The sequence below is a fragment of the Mycobacterium sp. IS-2888 genome (genome assembly GCF_001954215.1).
Taxonomy (GTDB): domain Bacteria; phylum Actinomycetota; class Actinomycetes; order Mycobacteriales; family Mycobacteriaceae; genus Mycobacterium.
This window is the reverse complement of sequence record NZ_MBET01000020.1, coordinates 1-19,979: the sequence shown is the minus strand read 5'-3', so window position 1 is coordinate 19,979 and position 19,979 is coordinate 1. Positions and strand designations below refer to the sequence as shown.

General features: G+C 68.4%; 20 protein-coding genes and 2 pseudogenes. 20 read left to right on the top strand and 2 right to left on the bottom strand.

The window, feature by feature from the left end:
- The 8 genes from hisD to hisI form a co-directional block, all read left to right on the top strand.
- Window positions 1–724, top strand: a 724-nt coding sequence (gene hisD, locus A5745_RS03160) for a histidinol dehydrogenase (protein WP_076115075.1), incomplete at its 5' end; no start/stop codon positions are given.
- Window positions 721–1,860 carry a histidinol-phosphate transaminase gene (locus A5745_RS03155; protein ID WP_076115074.1) on the top strand — a complete coding sequence of 380 codons (1,140 nt, stop codon included), beginning with the start codon at window positions 721–723 and terminating at the stop codon, window positions 1,858–1,860. The genes hisD and A5745_RS03155, both read left to right, overlap by 4 nt.
- Window positions 1,857–2,483 (top strand): imidazoleglycerol-phosphate dehydratase HisB, encoded by a 627-nt coding sequence (gene hisB / locus A5745_RS03150; protein WP_076115073.1) that lies wholly within the window; start codon window positions 1,857–1,859, stop codon window positions 2,481–2,483. Before A5745_RS03155 ends, hisB begins: the two co-directional genes overlap by 4 nt.
- The gene (hisH, locus tag A5745_RS03145; protein WP_076061884.1) at window positions 2,480–3,100 is read left to right on the top strand and encodes an imidazole glycerol phosphate synthase subunit HisH; all 621 of its coding nucleotides are present in this window, start codon (window positions 2,480–2,482) and stop codon (window positions 3,098–3,100) included. Before hisB ends, hisH begins: the two co-directional genes overlap by 4 nt.
- Before the next feature lie 2 nt (window positions 3,101–3,102).
- The gene (gene priA, locus A5745_RS03140) at window positions 3,103–3,837 is read left to right on the top strand and encodes a bifunctional 1-(5-phosphoribosyl)-5-((5-phosphoribosylamino)methylideneamino)imidazole-4-carboxamide isomerase/phosphoribosylanthranilate isomerase PriA (protein WP_076061882.1); all 735 of its coding nucleotides are present in this window, start codon (window positions 3,103–3,105) and stop codon (window positions 3,835–3,837) included.
- Window positions 3,838–3,841: 4 nt separating this feature from the next.
- Entirely contained in the window at window positions 3,842–4,642 is an 801-nt protein-coding gene (locus A5745_RS03135) for an inositol monophosphatase (protein ID WP_076115072.1), read from the top strand.
- 1 nt (window position 4,643) lies between these two features.
- Window positions 4,644–5,429: an imidazole glycerol phosphate synthase subunit HisF gene (hisF, locus tag A5745_RS03130; RefSeq protein WP_076115071.1), complete on the top strand. Its 786-nt coding sequence runs from the start codon at window positions 4,644–4,646 to the stop codon at window positions 5,427–5,429.
- A complete protein-coding gene (gene hisI, locus A5745_RS03125; RefSeq protein WP_076115070.1) occupies window positions 5,426–5,773 on the top strand; it encodes a phosphoribosyl-AMP cyclohydrolase in 348 nt (115 codons plus the stop codon). The genes hisF and hisI overlap by 4 nt, the downstream gene beginning before the upstream one ends.
- A gap of 7 nt (window positions 5,774–5,780) precedes the next feature.
- On the opposite strand, the gene A5745_RS03120 is transcribed toward hisI, so the two are convergent.
- Window positions 5,781–7,286 (bottom strand): serine/threonine-protein kinase, encoded by a 1,506-nt coding sequence (locus A5745_RS03120; protein WP_076061875.1) that lies wholly within the window; start codon window positions 7,284–7,286, stop codon window positions 5,781–5,783.
- Between the two features lie 52 nt (window positions 7,287–7,338).
- On the opposite strand from A5745_RS03120, the gene A5745_RS03115 reads away from it, so the two are divergent.
- From A5745_RS03115 to A5745_RS03105, 3 genes are read left to right on the top strand one after another with little or no spacing between them, the layout of a single operon-like run.
- On the top strand, window positions 7,339–8,187 hold the full coding sequence (locus A5745_RS03115) for an AraC family transcriptional regulator (protein WP_076115069.1): 849 nt from the start codon (window positions 7,339–7,341) through the stop codon (window positions 8,185–8,187).
- Window positions 8,188–8,194: 7 nt separating this feature from the next.
- Window positions 8,195–9,019 carry an SAM-dependent methyltransferase gene (locus A5745_RS03110; RefSeq protein WP_076061871.1) on the top strand — a complete coding sequence of 275 codons (825 nt, stop codon included), beginning with the start codon at window positions 8,195–8,197 and terminating at the stop codon, window positions 9,017–9,019.
- A gap of 60 nt (window positions 9,020–9,079) precedes the next feature.
- The gene (locus A5745_RS03105) at window positions 9,080–10,171 is read left to right on the top strand and encodes a calcium:proton antiporter (protein WP_076115068.1); all 1,092 of its coding nucleotides are present in this window, start codon (window positions 9,080–9,082) and stop codon (window positions 10,169–10,171) included.
- A gap of 30 nt (window positions 10,172–10,201) precedes the next feature.
- On the opposite strand, the gene A5745_RS03100 is transcribed toward A5745_RS03105, so the two are convergent.
- Entirely contained in the window at window positions 10,202–10,666 is a 465-nt protein-coding gene (locus A5745_RS03100) for a peroxiredoxin (RefSeq protein ID WP_076061867.1), read from the bottom strand.
- A 51-nt stretch (window positions 10,667–10,717) separates the two neighbouring features.
- Between A5745_RS03100 and A5745_RS03095 the strand changes: the two genes are divergently transcribed.
- From A5745_RS03095 to pyk, 9 genes and pseudogenes are all read left to right on the top strand, one after another.
- Window positions 10,718–12,268, top strand: a complete 1,551-nt coding sequence (locus A5745_RS03095; RefSeq protein ID WP_076115067.1) for an anthranilate synthase component I — start codon at window positions 10,718–10,720, stop codon at window positions 12,266–12,268.
- Window positions 12,261–12,929: a TIGR02234 family membrane protein gene (locus A5745_RS03090; protein ID WP_076115066.1), complete on the top strand. Its 669-nt coding sequence runs from the start codon at window positions 12,261–12,263 to the stop codon at window positions 12,927–12,929. The genes A5745_RS03095 and A5745_RS03090 overlap by 8 nt, the downstream gene beginning before the upstream one ends.
- Before the next feature lie 90 nt (window positions 12,930–13,019).
- Window positions 13,020–13,838, top strand: coding sequence for an indole-3-glycerol phosphate synthase TrpC (gene trpC, locus A5745_RS03085; protein WP_076061861.1), 819 nt, complete (start codon window positions 13,020–13,022; stop codon window positions 13,836–13,838).
- Between the two features lie 58 nt (window positions 13,839–13,896).
- Window positions 13,897–15,162 carry a tryptophan synthase subunit beta gene (gene trpB / locus A5745_RS03080; RefSeq protein WP_076115065.1) on the top strand — a complete coding sequence of 422 codons (1,266 nt, stop codon included), beginning with the start codon at window positions 13,897–13,899 and terminating at the stop codon, window positions 15,160–15,162.
- Complete coding sequence (gene trpA / locus A5745_RS03075) at window positions 15,159–15,971, top strand: tryptophan synthase subunit alpha (protein WP_076115064.1); 813 nt, start codon at window positions 15,159–15,161, stop codon at window positions 15,969–15,971. Before trpB ends, trpA begins: the two co-directional genes overlap by 4 nt.
- Window positions 15,968–17,347 (top strand): annotated as a pseudogene (locus tag A5745_RS03070) (prolipoprotein diacylglyceryl transferase); the annotation flags it as partial. The gene trpA and the pseudogene A5745_RS03070, both read left to right, overlap by 4 nt.
- A 662-nt stretch (window positions 17,348–18,009) precedes the next feature.
- Entirely contained in the window at window positions 18,010–18,459 is a 450-nt protein-coding gene (locus A5745_RS03065; RefSeq protein WP_371336814.1) for a TM2 domain-containing protein, read from the top strand.
- Window positions 18,449–18,871 (top strand): DUF2752 domain-containing protein, encoded by a 423-nt coding sequence (locus tag A5745_RS03060; RefSeq protein WP_076115063.1) that lies wholly within the window; start codon window positions 18,449–18,451, stop codon window positions 18,869–18,871. The genes A5745_RS03065 and A5745_RS03060 overlap by 11 nt, the downstream gene beginning before the upstream one ends.
- A 58-nt stretch (window positions 18,872–18,929) precedes the next feature.
- A pseudogene (pyk, locus tag A5745_RS03055) lies at window positions 18,930–19,913 on the top strand (pyruvate kinase); the annotation flags it as partial.
- Window positions 19,914–19,979: the final 66 nt, after the last annotated feature.

The window sequence follows — 19,979 nt, the reverse complement described above, 5'->3', positions numbered from 1 at the left end:
GGCCTACGGCGGCACCGACACCGACGGCGCCGAGCTGGCGCCGGTCGACATGATCACCGGGCCGGGCAACATCTACGTCACCGCCGCCAAGCGGCTGTGCCGCTCGCGGGTGGGCATCGACGCCGAGGCCGGCCCAACCGAGATCGCCATCCTCGCCGACAACACCGCCGACCCGGCGCATCTGGCCGCAGACCTGATCAGCCAGGCCGAACACGACGAGATGGCCGGCAGTGTGCTGGTCACCCCGAGCGAGGATTTGGCCGAGGCCACCGACGCCGAGGTGGCGGCCCAGCTGCAGACCACGGTGCACCGCGAGCGCGTGACGGCCGCGCTGAGCGGACGCCAGTCCGGGATCATCTTGGTCGACGACCTGGACGCTGGGGTCAAGGTGGTCAACGCGTACGCCGCCGAGCACCTGGAGATCCAGACTGCCGATGCGCCGCGGGTCGCCAGCCAAATACGTTCGGCCGGAGCCATTTTCGTCGGGCCGTACTCGCCTGTGAGTCTCGGCGACTACTGCGCGGGATCGAATCACGTGCTGCCGACCGGAGGTAGCGCGCGGCATTCCAGCGGCCTGTCGGTGCAGACGTTCCTGCGCGGCATTCACGTCGTCGACTACACCGAGGCGGCCCTCAAGGACGTCTCGGGTCATGTCGTGACGCTGGCGAAGGCCGAGGACCTGCCGGCGCACGGCGAGGCGGTACGGCGGAGGTTCGAGCGATGATGGAACCCGAGCCCACACTGGACGACCTGCCGCTGCGCGACGACCTGCGCGGCAAATCGCCCTATGGTGCACCGCAATTGGTGGTTCCGGTGCGGTTGAACACCAACGAGAACCCGCACCCGCCCACGCAAGCCCTCGTCGACGACGTGGTGCGCTCGGTTGCCGAGGCGGCCGCCGGGCTGCATCGTTACCCCGACCGCGACGCGGTGGCCCTGCGCCAGGATCTGGCCGCCTACCTCAGTGCGCAGACCGGAGTCCCCTTGGCCACCGAAAACCTCTGGGCCGCCAATGGTTCCAACGAGATCCTGCAACAGCTGCTGCAGGCGTTCGGCGGACCGGGGCGCAGCGCCATCGGCTTCGTGCCGTCGTATTCGATGCACCCGATCATCTCCGACGGCACGCACACCGAATGGCTGGAAGCGGTCCGCGCCGACGACTTCAGCCTCGACGTCGATGCCGCCGTCGCCGCCATCACCGACCGGCGGCCCGACGTGGTATTCATCGCCAGCCCCAACAACCCGTCCGGACAGAGCGTTTCGCTGGCGGATCTGCGACGGCTGCTCGACGTGGTGCCGGGGATCCTGATCGTCGACGAGGCGTACGGGGAGTTCTCGTCGCAGCCCAGCGCGGTGTCGCTGGTCGCGGAGTACCCGACCCGGCTAGTCGTGACCCGCACCATGAGCAAGGCGTTCGCCTTCGCCGGCGGCAGGCTCGGCTATTTGATCGCCACGCCGGCGCTGATCGACGCGATGCTGCTGGTACGGCTGCCCTATCACCTGTCGTCGCTCACGCAGGCCGCGGCGCGGGCCGCGCTGCGCCACGCCGACGACACGCTGGGCAGCGTGGCCACCCTCGCCGCCGAACGCGACCGCGTGGCAACGGCCTTGACCGCCATGGGCTTTCGGGTGATCCCCAGCGACGCGAACTTCGTGCTGTTCGGACGGTTCGCCGACGCGCCGGCCACCTGGCAGCGCTATCTGGACGCGGGCATACTGATCCGCGACGTCGGGATTCCCGGGTACCTGCGCGCCACCACGGGACTCGCCGATGAGAACGATGCGTTCCTGCGAGTCAGCGCCCAGCTCGCCACCACCGAACTGGCTCCAGCCACCCCCAGCCCTGTAGGAGCGCCGTGACCCAGACAGACGCAGCGACCCGCAGTGCGCGTATCGAACGTCGCACCAAGGAAACCGACATCGTCGTCGAACTCGACCTCGACGGCACCGGGCAGGTCCACGTCGACACCGGTGTGCCGTTCTACGACCACATGCTCACGTCGCTGGGCACGCATGCCAGCTTCGACCTGACCATTCGCACCACGGGCGACGTCGAGATCGAGGCGCACCACACCATCGAGGACACCGCGATCGCGCTGGGTCAGGCGCTCGGGCAGGCGCTCGGCGACAAGAAAGGCATCCGCCGGTTCGGCGACGCGTTCATCCCGATGGACGAGACGCTGGCCCACGCCGCCGTCGACGTGTCGGGGCGACCCTACTGCGTACACACCGGGGAGCCGGATCACCTGCAGCACACCACGATTACCGGCAGCTCGGTGCCCTACCACACCGTCGTCAACCGGCACGTGTTCGAGACGCTTGCCTCCAATGCCCGTATCGCGCTGCACGTGCGTGTCCTCTACGGGCGCGACCCGCACCACGTCACCGAAGCGCAGTACAAGGCGGTTGCCCGCGCGTTGCGTGAGGCGGTCGAACCCGACCCCCGCGTCTCCGGCGTGCCGTCCACCAAAGGTGTTCTGTGACAACACGATCGGTCGTGGTACTGGACTATGGGTCGGGTAATCTGCGGTCGGCCCAACGCGCGCTGCAGCGGGTCGGCGCCTCGGTCGAGGTGACCGCCGACGCGCGCGCCGCGGCGACCGCCGACGGTCTGGTGGTGCCGGGCGTCGGCGCGTTCGAGGCGTGCATGACCGGACTGCGCAAGATCGCGGGCGAGCGGATCATCGCCGAACGGGTCGCCGCCGGGCGCCCGGTCCTGGGGGTCTGTGTCGGCATGCAGATCCTGTTCGCGCGCGGGGTCGAGTTCGGCGTGGAGACCACGGGCTGCGGGCAGTGGCCCGGGGCCGTCACCCGGCTGGACGCCCCGGTGATCCCGCACATGGGCTGGAACGTGGTGAAGCCCGGGCCGGGCAGCGTGCTGTTCGACGGCCTGGACGCGGGCGCGCGGTTCTACTTCGTGCACTCCTACGCGGCGCAGTCCTGGCAGGGCTCCCCGGATGCGGTGCTGACGTGGGCCACCCATCAGGTGCCGTTTTTGGCCGCCGTCGAGGAAGGGCCGTTGGCCGCCACCCAATTCCACCCGGAGAAGAGCGGGGATGCCGGTGCGGCCGTGCTGAGCAACTGGGTCGAGGGACTGTAAAGATGCCGTTGATTTTGTTACCCGCCGTCGACGTGGTCGAGGGACGCGCCGTGCGCCTGGTCCAGGGCAAGGCCGGCAGCGAAACCGCGTACGGCTCGGCGCTGGACGCCGCGCTGGGTTGGCAGCGTGACGGCGCCGACTGGATCCATCTGGTGGACCTGGACGCCGCGTTCGGCCGCGGCTCCAACCGCGAACTCCTCGCCGAGGTGGTCGGCAAGCTTGACGTCCAGGTGGAGCTGTCCGGCGGTATCCGCGACGACGATTCGCTGGCCGCGGCGCTGGCCACCGGCTGCGCTCGGGTCAATCTGGGCACCGCGGCGCTGGAAAACCCACAGTGGTGCGCGCGGGCGATCGCCGAGCACGGCGACAAGGTCGCCGTCGGGCTGGACGTGCAGATCACCGACGGCGGGCACCGGCTGCGCGGGCGCGGCTGGGAAACCGACGGCGGCGACCTGTGGGATGTGCTGGAACGCCTTGACGGCGAGGGATGTTCGCGGTTCGTCGTCACCGATGTCACCAAGGACGGGACGCTGGGCGGCCCCAATATCGATCTGCTGTCCGCGGTCACCGATCGCACCGACACGCCGGTGATCGCCTCGGGCGGCGTGTCCAGCCTCGACGACCTGCGCGCCATCGCTACCCTCACCGGCCGCGGGGTCGAGGGCGCCATCGTCGGAAAGGCCCTCTACGCCGGGCGGTTCACGCTGCCGCAGGCGCTGGCCGCGGTGCGGGAGTAGCGCGGTGGATGTGGACGCGCTCGTCGAAAAGGCATCGGCGATCCTGGACGCGGCGGTACCGCCGTTCTTGGAGGGTCACCGCGCCGATTCCGCCGTTGCCAAGAAGGGCGACGACTTCGCCACCGAAGTCGACCTCGCCATCGAACGCCAGGTCGTCGCCGCCCTGGAAGATGCCACCGGAATCGGGGTCCACGGCGAGGAATTCGGCGGCACGGCCGTCGACTCGCCGTGGGTGTGGGTCTTGGATCCGGTCGACGGCACGTTCAACTACGCCGCCGGATCGCCGATGGCCGCAATCCTGTTGGGCCTGCTGCACGACGGCGAGCCGGTCGCCGGCCTGACCTGGGTCCCGTTCACCAATGACCGCTACACCGCCGCAGCGGGAGGTCCGCTGGTGAAAAACGGTGTCCCGCAACCGCCGCTGGCCCACACCGACCTGGGCGACGCGCTCGTCGCCGTGGGCACGTTCAGCGTCGACTCGCGCGGCCGGTTCCCGGGACGCTATCGGCTGGCGGTGCTGGAGACGCTCAGCCGGGTGTCGTCCCGGTTGCGCATGCACGGCTCGACCGGCATCGACCTCGTCTACGTTGCCGACGGAATACTTGGCGGCGCAATAACTTTCGGTGGCCACGTCTGGGATCATGCCGCGGGGGTCGCGCAGGTGCGCGCCGCGGGCGGGATCGTCACCAACCTGGCCGGCGAACCGTGGACCCCGGCGGCGCGGTCGGTGCTGGCCGCGGCGCCCGGCGCGCATGCCGAGATTCTCGAGATCCTGCGCAGCATAGGCGAACCGGAGGACTACTGACATGTACGCGGATACCGGGCTGGCCGTGCGTGTGATCCCGTGCCTGGACGTCGACGACGGGCGGGTGGTCAAGGGCGTCAATTTCGCCAACCTCCGCGACGCGGGTGATCCGGTGGAGCTCGCGGCGGCCTACGACGCCGAAGGCGCCGACGAGCTGACCTTCCTGGACGTGACCGCGTCGTCGTCGGGACGGGCGACCATGTTGGAGGTGGTGCGCCGCACCGCCGAGCAGGTGTTCATCCCGCTGACGGTCGGCGGCGGAGTTCGCACGGTGGCCGATGTCGACATGTTGCTGCGCGCCGGGGCCGACAAGGTCTCGGTCAACACCGCGGCCATCGCCCGCCCGGACCTGTTGGCGGAGATGGCGCGGCAGTTCGGATCCCAGTGCATCGTGTTGTCGGTCGACGCACGCACGGTCCCCGCGGGGTCGGCGCCGACACCGTCGGGTTGGGAGGTCACCACGCACGGCGGTCGCCGCGGCACCGGGATCGACGCCATCGAATGGGCGGCCCGCGGCGCCGAACTCGGGGTGGGGGAGATCCTGCTGAACTCGATGGACGCCGATGGCACCAAAGCGGGCTTCGACCTGCCCATGCTGCGCGCCGTGCGCGCGGCCGTCACGGTGCCCGTGATCGCCAGCGGCGGCGCCGGTGCCGTCGAACACTTCGCGCCCGCGGTTGCAGCCGGCGCCGATGCGGTGTTGGCGGCCAGCGTGTTTCACTTCCGCGAGCTGACCATCGGACAGGTGAAGGCCGCCATGGTCGCAGAGGGGATCGCCGTGCGATGACGCTCGACCCGAAGATCGCGGCGCGGCTGAAGCGCAACGCCGAGGGGCTGTTCACCGCCGTCGTGCAGGAGCGCGGCAGCGGCGACGTGCTGATGGTCGCCTGGATGGACGACGAGGCGCTGGCCCGCACCCTGGAAACCCGTGAGGCCACGTATTTTTCGCGATCGCGCGGCGAACAGTGGATCAAGGGCGCGACCTCCGGCCACACCCAGCACGTCCACTCGGTGCGACTGGACTGCGACGGCGACACCGTGCTGCTGACCGTCGACCAGGTTGGCGGTGCCTGCCACACCGGCGATCACAGCTGTTTCGACGCCGACGTCCTGCTGGCCCCCGAGGGCTAGCTGGGGGCTAGCTGGGTGCAACGTCCAATCCGTTGGCGGCCGCTATCGCCGCCCGGGCCCATTCGTGGCGGAAGACGGCCGGGGAGATCCGGTCGCGGCGGATGAGCTCGACGTCGATGGCCTTTCCGGCGAGCACCGCGTTGGGCACCCGGAACGAGAAGGCCGTTTCATCGGTGGCGATGGCGAGAATCGCATCGGCGTCGGTGAAACCGTTGGCGCGCATGGTGTCCTCGGCCCACCGCATTGGCTTGAGGCCGCCGAAATTCCTGACGTAGACCACCCAGAGCCGGGTGCCGCGACCGTCGTAGAGCCTGGTGAGCGCCCGCTGCACGGCGTCGGACTCGAGCGGGCCGAGCACACCCGATTGGTCGGTGAGTTGGCTGGTGAGCTTGATGGCCGCGGTCGCGGGGGCGGTGCTGGTGGGCGGCGGCGCCACGGAACGCGAATGCGTATCGCTGGTGGGCTGGTGGGAGTGGTCGCGGACCAGACGGACGCCGACGAGTATCGCCAACCCGACCAGCGCGACGGCAACGATCGCCGCTATCGACGTCGCCGTTCGCCGGCGGGTGCGCGGTTTGGCCGCCGGGGGTGCTTCGCTTCGGGGCGCCGCGATCACTTCCGTCGGTGCGGCAATGACTTCCGTTCGGCCCGCCGCCTCGGCGCCGGTCTTCAGCTGGCTGCCGAGCGCCGCCGCGAAATCCGAGCACGTGGCGTAACGGTCGTCGGGTTTTTTGGCGAGCGCTTTGGCCAGGGCGCCGTCGAGGTCGGCCAATTCAGGCCGGCGCTCACTGACGTGCGGCGGCGGGGTGGACAAATGCTGGGTGATGACGACCGCGGGGTTGGAATGATGAAACGGGGCGGAGCCGGTCAGCAGGTTAAAGGCGGTGCAGCCCAGCGCGTACTGGTCGGCCCGGCCGTCCAGATCCGCACCCTGCAATTGCTCCGGCGCGCAGTAGGCGGTCGTCCCCACCAACATGTTGGTCGCGGTCAGGCCGCTGATCTCGCCGAGTTCCCGGGCGATGCCGAAATCGGCCAGCAGGATCCGTCGGCGGGGCGCGGCCTCGGTCAGCAGGATGTTGGAGGGCTTGACGTCGCGATGCAGCAGCCCGCGCGAGTGGGCGTAGTCGAGCGCGTCGGCGACGGCCGAAATGATCTCGAGGACTTGACTTTTCGGCATTCCCGACGGGTGCTGGGTGCGCAGCAGCTCCGCGGCGTCGGTCCCCTCCACGTAGTCCATCGAGATCCACAGTTGGCCTTGGTATTCGCCGCGATCGTGGATGCCGACGATGTGCTCGTGATACAGGTTCGCGGCCAGGTCGGCCTCGCGGTTGAAGCGTTGGCGGAATTCGTCGTCCGCGGTCAGTTCGCGGGGCAGGATCTTCAACGCGTCGCGGCGGGGCAGCCGCGGGTGCTGCGCCAGATACACCTGGCCCATGCCGCCGGCCCCCAGCCGCCGAACGATCGTGTAGCCGGCGAACACCTCGCCCTCGGCTAAGCCATCGCTTTGCGGCATGTGAGCATGCTACTGAGGTTTCGAATGATCGACGGGGAAGGACTTGCCCGAGGTGGACCGGCCCGCGCTGTATCGACCGAAACCGCCCCTGGCCGAGTATGTCGAATTCTTCGGGCACTGGCGACACCGCGGGTCCACCTACCGAAGCCGAGCGCTGCCGCGCGGCGCGGCCACCATCATCTTCGACGTCGGGCGGCGCCAGCGGCTGGACTTCTACACCGCCGACGGCACCCGCCTGGCGGTTCCGCCCGCGATCGTCATCGGGCCGCACCGCGCGTCGTACATCACGGACATCGCGGCCGACGAACCGGTTATCGCGATCCACTTCCGTCCCGGCGGCGCGTTTCCGTTTTTCGGCATCCCGCAGGGCGACCTGGAGGATGCGCGCGTAGGCCTCGATGAAATGTGGGGGCGCGACGGGCGTGAGCTGCACGAGCGCTTGATCGAGGCCCCGTCGCCGGCCGACGGTTTCGGCGTCCTCGAGGATTTTCTACTGCAACGCGCGCGGTTCAACGTGCGCCGCCACCCGGGTGTGGCCGCCGCGATGGCGGCGATCGAAACCGATCCCTCCCGTCAGATGGCGGAGGTCCGGCGTTTGGCGGGGCTGTCGACCAAGCGGATGATCGGGATGTTTCGGGCCGAGGTCGGCCTGGCGCCCAAGGCGTATGCGCGGGTCCGTCGACTGCAGGCGGCGCTGCGCCGGCTCGACGCGGGCGCGGAGCGCGGCGCGCGCGTCGCGGCCGACACCGGCTACTTCGACCAGGCGCATTTCGTGCGCGAATTCCGGTCGTTCACCGCGATGACGCCGACGCAGTACCGAAGTCAGCCCATCGTGTTGCCCAGCCACGTCCCGACGGAGCGGCACAAATATCCAAGACGGCCGGCGCCGGCACGGCGATGATCGGAGCATGGACAACACCAAACACGCGGTAGCGGCCACCGGATTGCTCACGGCGGCGATGCGCGCCGAAGAAACCGCACGCGACGATCGGCTTTTCACCGACCCGTTCGCCGAACGGCTGGCGGGCGACGACGGCCGGCAGTTGCTCGCCGACGCCGTCGCCGCCACCGGCCAGGCCTCGGCCGAGATCATTATCCGCACCCGGTTCTTCGACGAGGCGCTCGCCGCCGCGCAGCGCGATGGGCTGTCGCAGGTGGTGATCCTCGCCGCGGGGATGGACGCCCGTGCGTATCGCCTGCCGTGGCGCCCGGCCACCACCGTCTACGAAGTGGACCAGCCGCACGTCATCGCGATGAAGGAGGAGCGACTGGCCCGCGAATCGCCCCGCTGCCATCGGGTTGCGGTCGGCGTCGATCTGGCCAACGACTGGCCAAAAGCCTTGCGCTCGAAGGGCTTCGACCCGTCGGGGCGGACGGCCTGGCTCGTCGAGGGATTGCTGCAATACATCGACGCGTCGGCCGTCGACACCCTGTTCGCGCGCATCGACGCGTTGTCGGCCCCGGGCTCTGTGCTCCTGTACGACGTCGTGGGCCGGACGCTGTTGGAGGCGCCGTTTCTCGAGTCGACGCTGCAGTACATGCGGCAACTGGGCGCACCGTGGGTCTTCGGCACCGACACGCCGGGCGCCCTCGCCGAGGACCGCGGCTGGACGGCCGTCGTCACCGACGTGGCCGAACCCGGCAGCAGGTGGAATCGGTGGGAGCACCCCGTCGTGCCGCTGGACGTGCCCGGCGTGCCGCGCGGCTACTTTGTGACGGCGACCAAGCCCTGACGTCGCCGTCGAGTGGCCTGGGAAAGCGGCCGCCGCGGACTTCGATGACAATGGCGGGCGATGTTGAGACGCGTGTCGTGGACGGTGGTGGTACCGCTGCTCGCCCTCGGCACGATGGCGGTGATGTGGGGCCGGGAACTCGAGCCCGTCACGGTCGCGCTCGAGGCGGCGCTGCTGACCGGCGCGGTGCTGGCCGCCGTTCATCACGCGGAGGTGGTCGCCCATCGGGTCGGTGAGCCGTTCGGGTCGCTGGTGCTCGCCGCGGCCGTGACGATCATCGAGGTGGCGCTCATCGTCGAGCTGATGGCCTCCGGCGGCAACGAGGCGGCGACGCTGGCCCGCGACACGGCGTTCGCCGCGCTGATGATCACCACGAACGGGATCGCCGGCCTGTCACTGCTGCTGGGTTCCCGCCGCTACGGCGTGACGCTGTTCAACGCCGAAGGCAGCGGAGCGGCGCTGGCCACGCTCACGACCCTGGCGACGCTGAGCCTGGCGATTCCGGCGTTCACCACCAGCCACGAGGGCAAGGAATTCTCGCCCGGTCAGCTCGCCTTCGCCGCGGTCGCGTCATTGCTGCTGTACCTGCTGTTCGTGTTCACCCAGACCGTCCGGCACCGCGACTTTTTCCTGCCGATCGCGCAGAAGGGCCAAAAACGGCGGTTCGAGGACGAAAGCCACGCCGACCCGCCGAGCAGCAGGGAGTCGTGGACCAGCCTTGCGCTGTTGGTCGTGGCCCTGGCGGCGGTGGTGGGTCTCGCCGAGCAGGAGTCGCCGACGGTCGAGCGCGTGGTGACGGCGGTCGGATTTCCGCAGACGTTCGTCGGCGTGGTGATCGCCGCGCTGGTGCTGTTGCCCGAGACGCTTGCGGCGGTGCGCGCGGCGCGGCGGGGTCGCATCCAGATCAGCCTGAACCTGGCCTACGGCTCGGCGATGGCCAGCATCGGGCTCACCATCCCGGCCATCGCGCTGGCCTCCGTGTGGCTCAAAGGGCCGCTGGTGCTCGGCCTGGGCGCCACGCAGTTGGTGCTGCTGGCGCTGACGGTGGTGATCAGCATGTTGACCGTGGTGCCCGGCCGCGCCACCCGCCTGCAGGGCGAGGTGCATTTGGTGCTGCTCGCGGCTTACGTGTTCCTGGCGATCATCCCGTAAAATCTAAGGGCCGCAGGCAATCTCGCCGAGCTATGCCGACGACCGGGCCCGCAGCGTGGCCAGCGCCTTGTCGGCGTGGGTTTCCATGCTCAATTCGCTGGAGATCACGTCGAGCACGGTGCGATCGGTGTCGATGACAAAGGTCGTTCGCTTGACCGGGATCAACTTGCCCAGCAGACCGCGCTTGACGCCGAATTGCTTGGCGACGGTGCCCTCGGTGTCCGAGAGCAGCGGGTAGTCGAAGTGCTGCGAGTCGGCGAACTTGGCCTGCTTCTGCACGGGATCGACGCTGATGCCGACGCGGTTCGCGCCCACCGCGGCGAATTCCGCGGCCAGGTCGCGGAAGTGACACGCCTCCTTGGTGCAGCCGGGCGTCATCGCCGCGGGGTAAAAGAACAGGACCACGGGTCCATCGGAGAGCAGCGCGCTGAGCTTGCGTGGCGTGCCCGTCTGATCGGGAAGTTCGAAGTCCGCCACGCTGTCACCAGTTTTCATGGCGTCAGGCTACGCGCGAGCCGCTGACCCCGTATCTGGGAGGATGGTTCAGTGCACGCCCACCTCGCCGACGCCATCTCCCGAGAGGACTTTCGCCAGCTCGCGGCCGAGCACCGTGTGGTTCCCGTGACCCGCAAGGTCCTGGCCGACACCGAGACGCCGCTGTCGGCCTATCGCAAACTCGCCGCCGATCGCCCCGGCACCTTCCTGCTGGAATCCGCCGAGAACGGTCGGTCCTGGTCGCGGTGGTCGTTCATCGGCGCCGGATCGCCATCGGCACTGACCGTGGTCGACGGCGAGGCCGTGTGGCTGGGCACGGTCCCGCAGGACGCACCCACCGGGGGCGACCCGCTGGACGCCCTGCAGGCCACCCTCGAGCTGCTGGCCACGGCCTCCCCCCACGAAATCAAGCCGGGGCTGCCGCCGCTGTCGGGCGGCATGGTCGGCTTTTTCGCCTATGACCTGGTGCGGCGCCTGGAACGGCTGCCCGAGCTGGCGGTCGACGACCTCAAACTCCCGGACATGCTCCTGCTGCTGGCCACCGACCTGGCGGCGGTCGACCACCACGAGGGCACCATCACGCTGATCGCCAACGCGGTGAACTGGAACGGCACCGACGAGCGCGTCGACGAGGCCTACGACGACGCTGTCGCGCGCCTGGATGTGATGACCGCGGCGCTGGGGCAGCCGTTGCCCTCGACGGTCGCCACCTTCAGCCGGCCGGAGCCGCGCCACCGGGCCCAGCGCACCGTCGAGGAATACGGCAAAATCGTCGACTACCTGGTCGAGCAGATCGCGGCCGGCGAAGCGTTTCAGGTGGTGCCCTCGCAGCGCTTCGAGATGGACACCGATGTCGATCCGATCGATGTCTACCGCATGCTGCGCGCAACCAACCCCAGCCCGTACATGTATCTGCTGCACGTGCCGAATAGCGAAGGGACGATTGACTTTTCGATCGTCGGGTCCAGTCCGGAGGCGCTGGTCACCGTCACCGAGGGCCGGGCGACGACGCACCCGATCGCCGGGACCCGGTGGCGCGGCCAGAACGACGAAGAGGACCAGCTGCTGGAAAAGGAACTGCTGGCCGACGACAAAGAACGCGCCGAGCATCTGATGCTGGTCGACCTCGGCCGCAACGACCTCGGCCGGGTATGCACGCCGGGGACCGTTCGGGTCGAGGATTACAGCCACATCGAACGCTATAGCCACGTCATGCACCTGGTGTCGACCGTGACCGGGATGCTGGCCGACGACCACACCGCCCTGGACGCGGTGACGGCCTGCTTCCCGGCCGGCACGCTGTCGGGTGCGCCGAAGGTGCGGGCCATGGAGCTGATCGAAGAGGTGGAGAAGACGCGCCGCGGCCTCTACGGCGGCGTGGTCGGCTACCTCGACTTCGCCGGCAATGCCGACTTCGCGATCGCCATCCGCACCGCGTTGATGCGCGACGGCACGGCGTATGTCCAGGCGGGCGGTGGGGTAGTGGCCGATTCCAACGGGCCCTACGAATTCACCGAGGCGACCAACAAGGCGCGCGCGGTGCTCAATGCGATCGCCGCCGCCGAGACGCTGACCGCGCCGGACGTGGGCCGCAATGGCTGATGCCCGGCGGGCCCGGCTGACGATCCGGGTAGCCCAGTTGCTGCTGGTCATCGCCGCCGTGGCGCTGTGGGTGGCGTCGCGGCTGCCGTGGGTGGTGATCCGGTCGTTCGACGGGCTGGGCCAGCCGAAGGAGGTGAGCCTGCCCGGCGCGTCGTGGTCCACCGCCCTGCTGCCGTTGGCGCTGCTCATGCTGGCGACGGCCATCGCGGCGCTGGCGGTGCGCGGCTGGCCGCTGCGGGCGCTGGCGGGGCTGCTGGCGGCCGCGAGCCTTGCCGTCGCGTATCTGGGCGTGAGCCTGTGGGTGATCCCGGATGTGGCGGTGCGCGGAGCCGATCTGGCGCACGTGTCGCTGGTGTCGCTGGTGGGCAGCGAACGGCGCTACTGGGGCGCGGGAATCGCGCTGCTGGCCGCGGTGTGCACTCTGGTCGCCGCGGTTCTGCTGATGCGCTCGGCTTCGGTCTTGGGTTCGGACCGACTGGGCGCAACAAAATATGCCTCGCCGGCGACACGTCGCTCAAATGCGCTACGCGGAGACGCTGACTCGGCGATGCTGGAGGAGCCGGAGACGCCGGAGATGTCGGAGCGGATGCTCTGGGACGCGCTCGACGAGGGCCGCGACCCGACCGATCGGCCCCGCGAGTCCGACACCGAGGGTCGGTGACGGACCGCAAGCCGACGGTCGCTACCCTTCATTGACGTCGTCGAAATCGGCTGTAGACCGTGCGTGACCGTGGGAAGGGAAACGACAGGTATGAGTCCGGCAACCGTGCTTGACTCCATCCTCGAGGGAGTCCGGGCCGACGTTGCCGCGCGCGAAGCGCTTATCAGCCTGTCCGAAATCAAAGCGGCCGCCGCGGCCGCGCCACCACCGCTCGATGTGATGGCCGCGCTGCGCGAGCCCGGCATCGGCGTCATCGCCGAGGTCAAGCGGGCCAGTCCGTCGGCGGGTTCACTGGCGACCATTGCCGATCCGGCAAAACTGGCCCGTGCCTACGAAGATGGCGGCGCCCGCATCATCAGCGTGCTGACCGAGGAACGTCGTTTCAACGGCTCCCTCGACGACCTCGACGCCGTACGGGCCGCGGTCTCGATCCCGATATTGCGCAAAGACTTTGTGGTGCAGCCATATCAGATCCATGAGGCGCGAGCGCACGGCGCCGACATGTTGTTGCTCATCGTCGCCGCGTTGGATCAGTCCGCGTTGGTGTCAATGTTGGACCGCACCGAATCGCTTGGCATGACAGCGCTCGTCGAAGTGCACACCGAACAAGAAGCCGACCGGGCATTGAAGGCCGGCGCCAACGTGATCGGTGTCAACGCGCGCGATCTCGCGACGCTGGAAGTGGACCGGGATTGCTTCGCACGGATCGCTCCGGGGTTGCCCAGCAACGTGATCAGGATCGCCGAGTCGGGCGTGCGTGGGACCGGAGATCTTTTGGCGTATGCCGGTGCGGGCGCCGACGCCGTCTTGGTCGGTGAGGGTCTGGTCAAAAGCGGCGACCCGCGCGCCGCGGTCGCCGACTTGGTCACCGCGGGAACCCATCCGTCCTGTCCGAAACCGGCTCGCTAGGCGTTGACGAGCACGAAACGTTGAACCCGATGAGCCGCCCCCGCGTTGAGTATTGGTGATGGCAGATCTAACCCGCCCGGAGCTTCCGCTTCCGAGCGCGGCCATCGCAGAACCCACCCGCCACGACCCCGATTCGGGTGGTCATTTCGGCGTGTACGGCGGCCGGTATGTTGCCGAGGCGCTGATGGCGGTGATCGAAGAGGTCACCGCCGCTTACGAAAAGGAACGCGTCAACCCGGACTTCCTGGACACCCTCGACGAGCTGCAGGCGAACTACGCCGGGCGGCCGTCACCCCTGTATGAGGCCACTCGGTTCAGCGAGCACGCGGGTTCGGCGCGTGTCTTCCTCAAGCGAGAAGACCTGAACCACACCGGTTCTCACAAGATCAATAACGTGCTCGGTCAAGCCCTGCTGGCCAAGCGAATGGGCAAGACCCGGGTGATCGCCGAGACCGGCGCCGGTCAGCACGGCGTGGCCACCGCCACCGCGTGCGCCTTGCTCGGCCTCGATTGCGTGGTCTACATGGGCGCCATCGATACGGCGCGTCAGGCGCTCAACGTCGCGCGGATGCGAATGCTGGGGGCCGAGGTGGTCTCGGTCGAGACCGGTTCCCAAACCCTCAAGGACGCCATCAACGAGGCGTTCCGTGACTGGGTTACCAACGCCGAGAACACGTACTACTGCTTCGGCACCGCGGCAGGGCCGCATCCCTTCCCGACCATGGTTCGTGATTTTCAGCGAGTCATCGGGCTGGAGACGCGCGCGCAGATCCAGGCTCAGGCCGGCCGGTTGCCCGACGCGGTCGTGGCCTGCGTGGGTGGCGGATCGAACGCTATCGGCATCTTCCACGCGTTTCTCGATGACCCCGGTGTGCGCCTCGTCGGGTATGAGGCGGCGGGCGACGGCGTCGAGACCGGCAGGCACGCAGCGACATTCACCGGCGGGTCGCCGGGCGCGTTTCAGGGATCGTTTTCCTACCTGCTGCAAGACGAGGACGGCCAGACCATCGAATCCCATTCGATCTCAGCGGGTCTGGATTATCCGGGGGTGGGTCCCGAACACGCGTGGCTCAGGGAAACCGGGCGCGCCGAATACCAGCCCATCACCGATTCCGAAGCGATGGATGCCTTTCGGCTGCTGTGCCATACCGAGGGCATCATCCCGGCCATCGAATCCGCGCATGCGGTCGCCGGCGCCCTCAAGCTGGGCAAGGAGCTGGGGCGGGGCGCGATCATTGTGGTGAACCTGTCGGGTCGTGGCGACAAGGACGTCGAGGTGGCTGCGAAGTGGTTCGGCTTGCTGGGCGATGCGGGCGCGCAATGACCGTGGAACAAAGCGAAGCAAGCAGGCTTGGGCCGCTGTTTGAGTCCTGCCGAAAGGATAACCGCGCGGCGCTGATCGGGTACCTGCCCACCGGGTACCCGGATGTGCCGACTTCCCTGAAGGCGATGACCGCGCTCGTCGAATCCGGTTGCGATCTCATCGAAGTCGGGGTGCCCTATTCCGATCCCGGGATGGACGGTCCCACCATCGCCAGGGCCACCGAGGCCGCATTGCAGGGGGGAGTGCGGGTGCGCGATACGCTCGCCGCGGTCGAGGCGATCGCCTCGGCCGGTGGACGCGCCGTGGTGATGACCTACTGGAACCCGGTGCTGCGCTACGGGATTGATGCGTTCGCGCGGGACCTGACGTCGGCCGGCGGGCACGGCCTGATCACCCCCGACCTCATTCCCGACGAGGCCCAGCAGTGGATCGCGGCGTCCGAAGAGCATCGGTTGGATCGCATATTCCTGGTGGCGCCCTCGTCGACGCCGCAGCGGTTGGTGACCACGGTCGAGGCCTCGCGCGGATTCGTTTACGCGGCATCGACAATGGGCGTGACCGGGGCCCGCGACGCGGTGTCGCAGGCCGCACCCGAATTGGTGAGCAGGGTTCGGGCAGTGTCGGACATACCCGTCGGCGTGGGCCTGGGGGTGCGATCGCGTGAGCAGGCCGCGCAGATCGCAAGTTACGCCGACGGTGTGATTGTCGGTTCCGCGTTGGTGTCGGCGCTGGGCGACGGATTGCCGAGGCTGCGCGCCCTGACCGAGGAACTCGCCGAGGGTGTGCGACAGGGGGAGTCCGCGTCATGACGATGTTGCCCACCTATTTCCCGAGCCCGTCGCAGGGCGTCTGGCACTTGGGCCCGTTGCCAATTCGCGCCTACGCGCTGTTCATCATCGCCGGCATCGTGGTTGCGCTGGTGATCGGCGATCGGCGTTGGGTGGCTCGGGGCGGCCAGCGCGGAGTGATCTACGACATCGCCCTGTGGGCGGTGCCTTTCGGATTGATCGGCGGCAGGCTCTATCACCTGGCCACCGATTGGCGGACTTATTTCGGGCCGGGCGGAGCCGGGCCCGCCGCGGCCCTGCGAATCTGGGACGGCGGCTTGGGCATCTGGGGCGCGGTGGCCCTCGGCGCCGTCGGCGCGTGGATCGCATGCCGGCGCCGCGGAATTCCACTGCCGGCCTTCGCCGACGCCGTTGCTCCCGGAATCATCTTGGCGCAGGCCATTGGTCGGCTCGGGAATTACTTCAACCAGGAGCTCTACGGGCGGGAAACCACTCTGCCGTGGGGTCTGGAGATCTTCTACCGTCGCGATCCCGCGGGATACATCGATCCGCATTCGCTCGACGGTGTGTCGACCGGCCAGCTGGCGCTGGTCGTACAGCCGACGTTTCTGTACGAATTGATTTGGAACGTACTGGTATTCGTCGCATTGATCTACCTGGACCGCCGATTCAGCTTGGGCCACGGGCGGTTGTTTGCGGTCTACGTGGCGGGCTACTGCGTCGGGCGATTCTGTGTCGAGCTGCTGCGCGACGACACGGCCACCCACATCGCGGGGATCCGAATCAATTCGTTCACATCGACGTTCGTGTTCATCGGGGCGGTGGTTTACCTCGTTCTGGCGCCGAAAGGCCGCGAGGATCCCGAGAGCCTGCGCGGCACCGATTACGTCGACGAGGAGTTGCCCGAAGCCGAACCCGAGCCCGCGGATGAGCTCGCCGCTGTCGCGTCGGCGTCCGGGGCGGTCACCGGTGCGGCCGCGGATGCGGAAACGACTGATCTCGAGAAAGCCACCGATTCCGAAGCCGCCGAAGAGGAGAGCGTCGAACCTGAAGCCGCCGAGCCGGAAACGGTACAGACTCAGGCCGCTGCCGAAGGCGACGAGGCTGGGGACGAGGAAGCTGAAGCCGAGGAAGCTGAAGCCGAGGAAGCTGAAGCCGAAGAACCTGAGGACGAAGAACCTGAGGCGGAGGCCGAGGCTGAGGCCGTCGAACCTGAAGTCGCGGACTCGGAAACGGTAAAGACTCCGGTTGCTACTGAGGGCGAAGAACCTGAAGCCGACGAGGTCGAAGAACCCGAGGCGGAGGCCGAGGAGGCTGAGGACCAAGAGGCTGAAGGCGAGGAGGCTGAGGACCAAGAGGCTCAAGACGAAGAGGCTGAAGACGAAGAGCCTGAGGCTGAAGTCGCAAAGGCCGAGACCGAAGAGCCTGAAGCCGGGGAGGTCGAGGCTGAGGCTGAGCCGGAATCCGCGGATGCCGAAGCGCCGGAGGCCGTAACCGACGAATCCGAAAGCACCGAGCCTGAAGTCGCGGAGGCCGAGGCAGCCGTTGCGGAGGCGGAAGCGGAAACTGCGGAGCCCGACGACGCGGAGGCGGAAGCGGTCGTGACCGAGGCCGCGGCAGCCGAAGCCGAGGATTCGGAAGCCGAAGAGCTTGAAGCCGAGGAGCCCGAAGCCGACGAGCCCGAAGCCGAGGAGCCCGAAGCCGAGGAGCCCGAAGCCGAGGAGCCCGAAGCCGACGAGCTCGAAACCGAGGAGTCCGAAGCCGAGGAGCCGGAGGCGGCGACCGAAAACGAGACCGCGGACGAAGAGCCCGAAGCCGACGACACCGAGGCCGACGAAGAGCCCAAATCCGAAGAGCCGCAGGCAGAGTCGGAATCTGAGGAGCCGGAAGCAGAGGACCGAGAAGAGGCGGAGGAACCCGCGGCGGAGGAACCGGCAGACGCCGATGTTGCGGCGGAAGCCGAGTCCGGCTCCACTCGGCGGCGCCTGCGCTTTCGGCTTCGCAACCGAAGGGGGCGTTGAGGTCAATCCTCGTCCAACGTCGAGTCGTTGCGCGAGATGTGTGGATTTCCGCCCAACGAGTCGACGTTGGCGCACCAGTGGGGCATGCTGAGGACGTGACTGATCAGCCGTGGCACGACGCTGGGTCCGACCCGGCGGCGCAACCGCCGCCTCCGCCCGCGCCGGGATATCCACCGCCCAATCCGCAATATCCCGCGCCCGGCCCGTACTACGACCCGACCGCGCCCTTCGGCCGCCATCCGGTAACCGGACAACCGTTCTCGGACAAGTCGAAGACCACCGCGGGCCTCCTGCAGCTGCTCAGTTTGGTCGGCGTCGGCGGGATCGGCCGCTTCTACATCGGTGACGTCGGCGTGGGCGTCGCCCAGCTGCTGGTGGGCTGGCTCACCTGCGGGGTCGGGCTGATTTGGAGCATCATCGACGCGATTTTGATATTGACCGACAAGGTCCCCGACCCGCAGGGTCGCCCGCTGCGCGATGGAACCTAGTCCCGCTTCCCCGACCCTGAGCCGCCGTCATCGCATGTATGCCGCCGCCGGGGGTGGCGCGCTGCTTGCCGGCGCACTCGGCTACGTGGGCTTCGTCGACCCGCACAACACACACTCGTTGTATCCGCAGTGCCCGTTCAAGTGGCTCACCGGCTGGAATTGCCCCTTCTGCGGCGGGCTGCGGATGACGCACGACCTGCTGCACGGCGACCTCGTCGCCACCGTCAACGACAACCTTTTCCTGCTGATCGGTATCCCGGCGCTGGCCGGATGGATCGTGCTGCGCCGGCGTCAGGGGCGGCCCTGGCTCTCGGTGCCCGCGGTGGTGACCGTCGTCGTCGCGGCGGCGGTGTGGACGGTGACCCGCAACCTGCCTGGATTTCCACTGATCCCGACGATTCTCAGCGGGTAACAGTGGCGCCACCGTCGGGTCATCCCGATAACAAAGAGCACGACTATGCTGGGTCGCCGTGAGTAGACGCGGAAAGATCGTCTGCACCCTTGGTCCTGCAACCGAATCGGACGAGTTGATCCTGGCGCTGGTCGAGGCCGGAATGGACGTCGCCCGAATGAACTTCAGCCACGGCGACTACGCCGACCACAAAGCCGCCTACAACCGGGTACGGGCCGCCTCGGACGCGACCGGCCGCGCGGTCGGCGTGCTGGCCGACTTGCAGGGCCCCAAGATCCGGCTCGGGCGCTTCGCCACCGGGCCGACCTACTGGGCCGACGGTGAAACAGTCCGGATCACCGTCGCCGACTGCGAAGGCAGCCACGACCGGGTGTCGACCGCCTACAAGAAATTGGCCAAGGACGCCGTCGTCGGTGACCGGATTCTGATCGACGACGGCAAGGTCGGGCTGGTGGTCGAGGACATCGACGGCGACGACGTGGTCTGCACCGTCGTCGAAGGCGGCCCGGTGAGCAACAACAAGGGCATGTCGCTACCCGGCATGAACGTGTCCGCCCCCGCCCTGTCGGAGAAGGACATCGAGGATCTCACCTTCGCGCTGAACCTCGGCGTCGACCTCGTCGCGCTGTCTTTCGTGCGCTCGCCGTCGGATGTCGAGCTGGTCCATGAGGTGATGGATCGGATCGGGCGGCGGGTGCCGGTGATCGCCAAGCTCGAAAAGCCCGAAGCCGTCGACAATCTCGAGGCCATCGTGCTGGCCTTCGACGCCATCATGGTGGCCCGTGGCGACCTGGGCGTCGAGCTCCCCCTGGAAGAGGTTCCGCTGGTGCAGAAGCGGGCCATCCAGATCGCAAGGGAGAACGCCAAACCCGTCATCGTGGCGACTCAGATGCTCGACTCCATGATCGAGAACTCGCGACCCACGCGCGCCGAGGCCTCCGACGTCGCCAACGCGGTGCTCGACGGCGCCGACGCGCTGATGCTGTCCGGCGAGACCGCGGTGGGCAAGTACCCATTGGCGGCCGTGCGGACGATGTCGCGGGCGGCGTAGGAGATCACGCCGCGCTTGGTGCGCGGCACATGCGTCAACGGCGGAGCGGCCGTGGAA

Excerpts from the sequence above, each read along its gene's own strand:
- A5745_RS03155 (WP_076115074.1), top strand. The coding sequence starts at position 721 with ATGATGGAACCCGAGCCCACACTGGACGACCTGCCGCTGCGCGACGAC.
- priA (WP_076061882.1), top strand. The coding sequence starts at position 3,103 with ATGCCGTTGATTTTGTTACCCGCCGTCGACGTGGTCGAGGGACGCGCC.
- hisF (WP_076115071.1), top strand. The coding sequence starts at position 4,644 with ATGTACGCGGATACCGGGCTGGCCGTGCGTGTGATCCCGTGCCTGGAC.
- hisI (WP_076115070.1), top strand. The coding sequence starts at position 5,426 with ATGACGCTCGACCCGAAGATCGCGGCGCGGCTGAAGCGCAACGCCGAG.
- A5745_RS03120 (WP_076061875.1), bottom strand. The coding sequence starts at position 7,286 with ATGCCGCAAAGCGATGGCTTAGCCGAGGGCGAGGTGTTCGCCGGCTAC.
- A5745_RS03110 (WP_076061871.1), top strand. The coding sequence starts at position 8,195 with ATGGACAACACCAAACACGCGGTAGCGGCCACCGGATTGCTCACGGCG.
- A5745_RS03105 (WP_076115068.1), top strand. The coding sequence starts at position 9,080 with ATGTTGAGACGCGTGTCGTGGACGGTGGTGGTACCGCTGCTCGCCCTC.
- A5745_RS03100 (WP_076061867.1), bottom strand. The coding sequence starts at position 10,666 with ATGAAAACTGGTGACAGCGTGGCGGACTTCGAACTTCCCGATCAGACG.
- A5745_RS03090 (WP_076115066.1), top strand. The coding sequence starts at position 12,261 with ATGGCTGATGCCCGGCGGGCCCGGCTGACGATCCGGGTAGCCCAGTTG.
- trpC (WP_076061861.1), top strand. The coding sequence starts at position 13,020 with ATGAGTCCGGCAACCGTGCTTGACTCCATCCTCGAGGGAGTCCGGGCC.
- trpB (WP_076115065.1), top strand. The coding sequence starts at position 13,897 with ATGGCAGATCTAACCCGCCCGGAGCTTCCGCTTCCGAGCGCGGCCATC.
- trpA (WP_076115064.1), top strand. The coding sequence starts at position 15,159 with ATGACCGTGGAACAAAGCGAAGCAAGCAGGCTTGGGCCGCTGTTTGAG.
- A5745_RS03060 (WP_076115063.1), top strand. The coding sequence starts at position 18,449 with ATGGAACCTAGTCCCGCTTCCCCGACCCTGAGCCGCCGTCATCGCATG.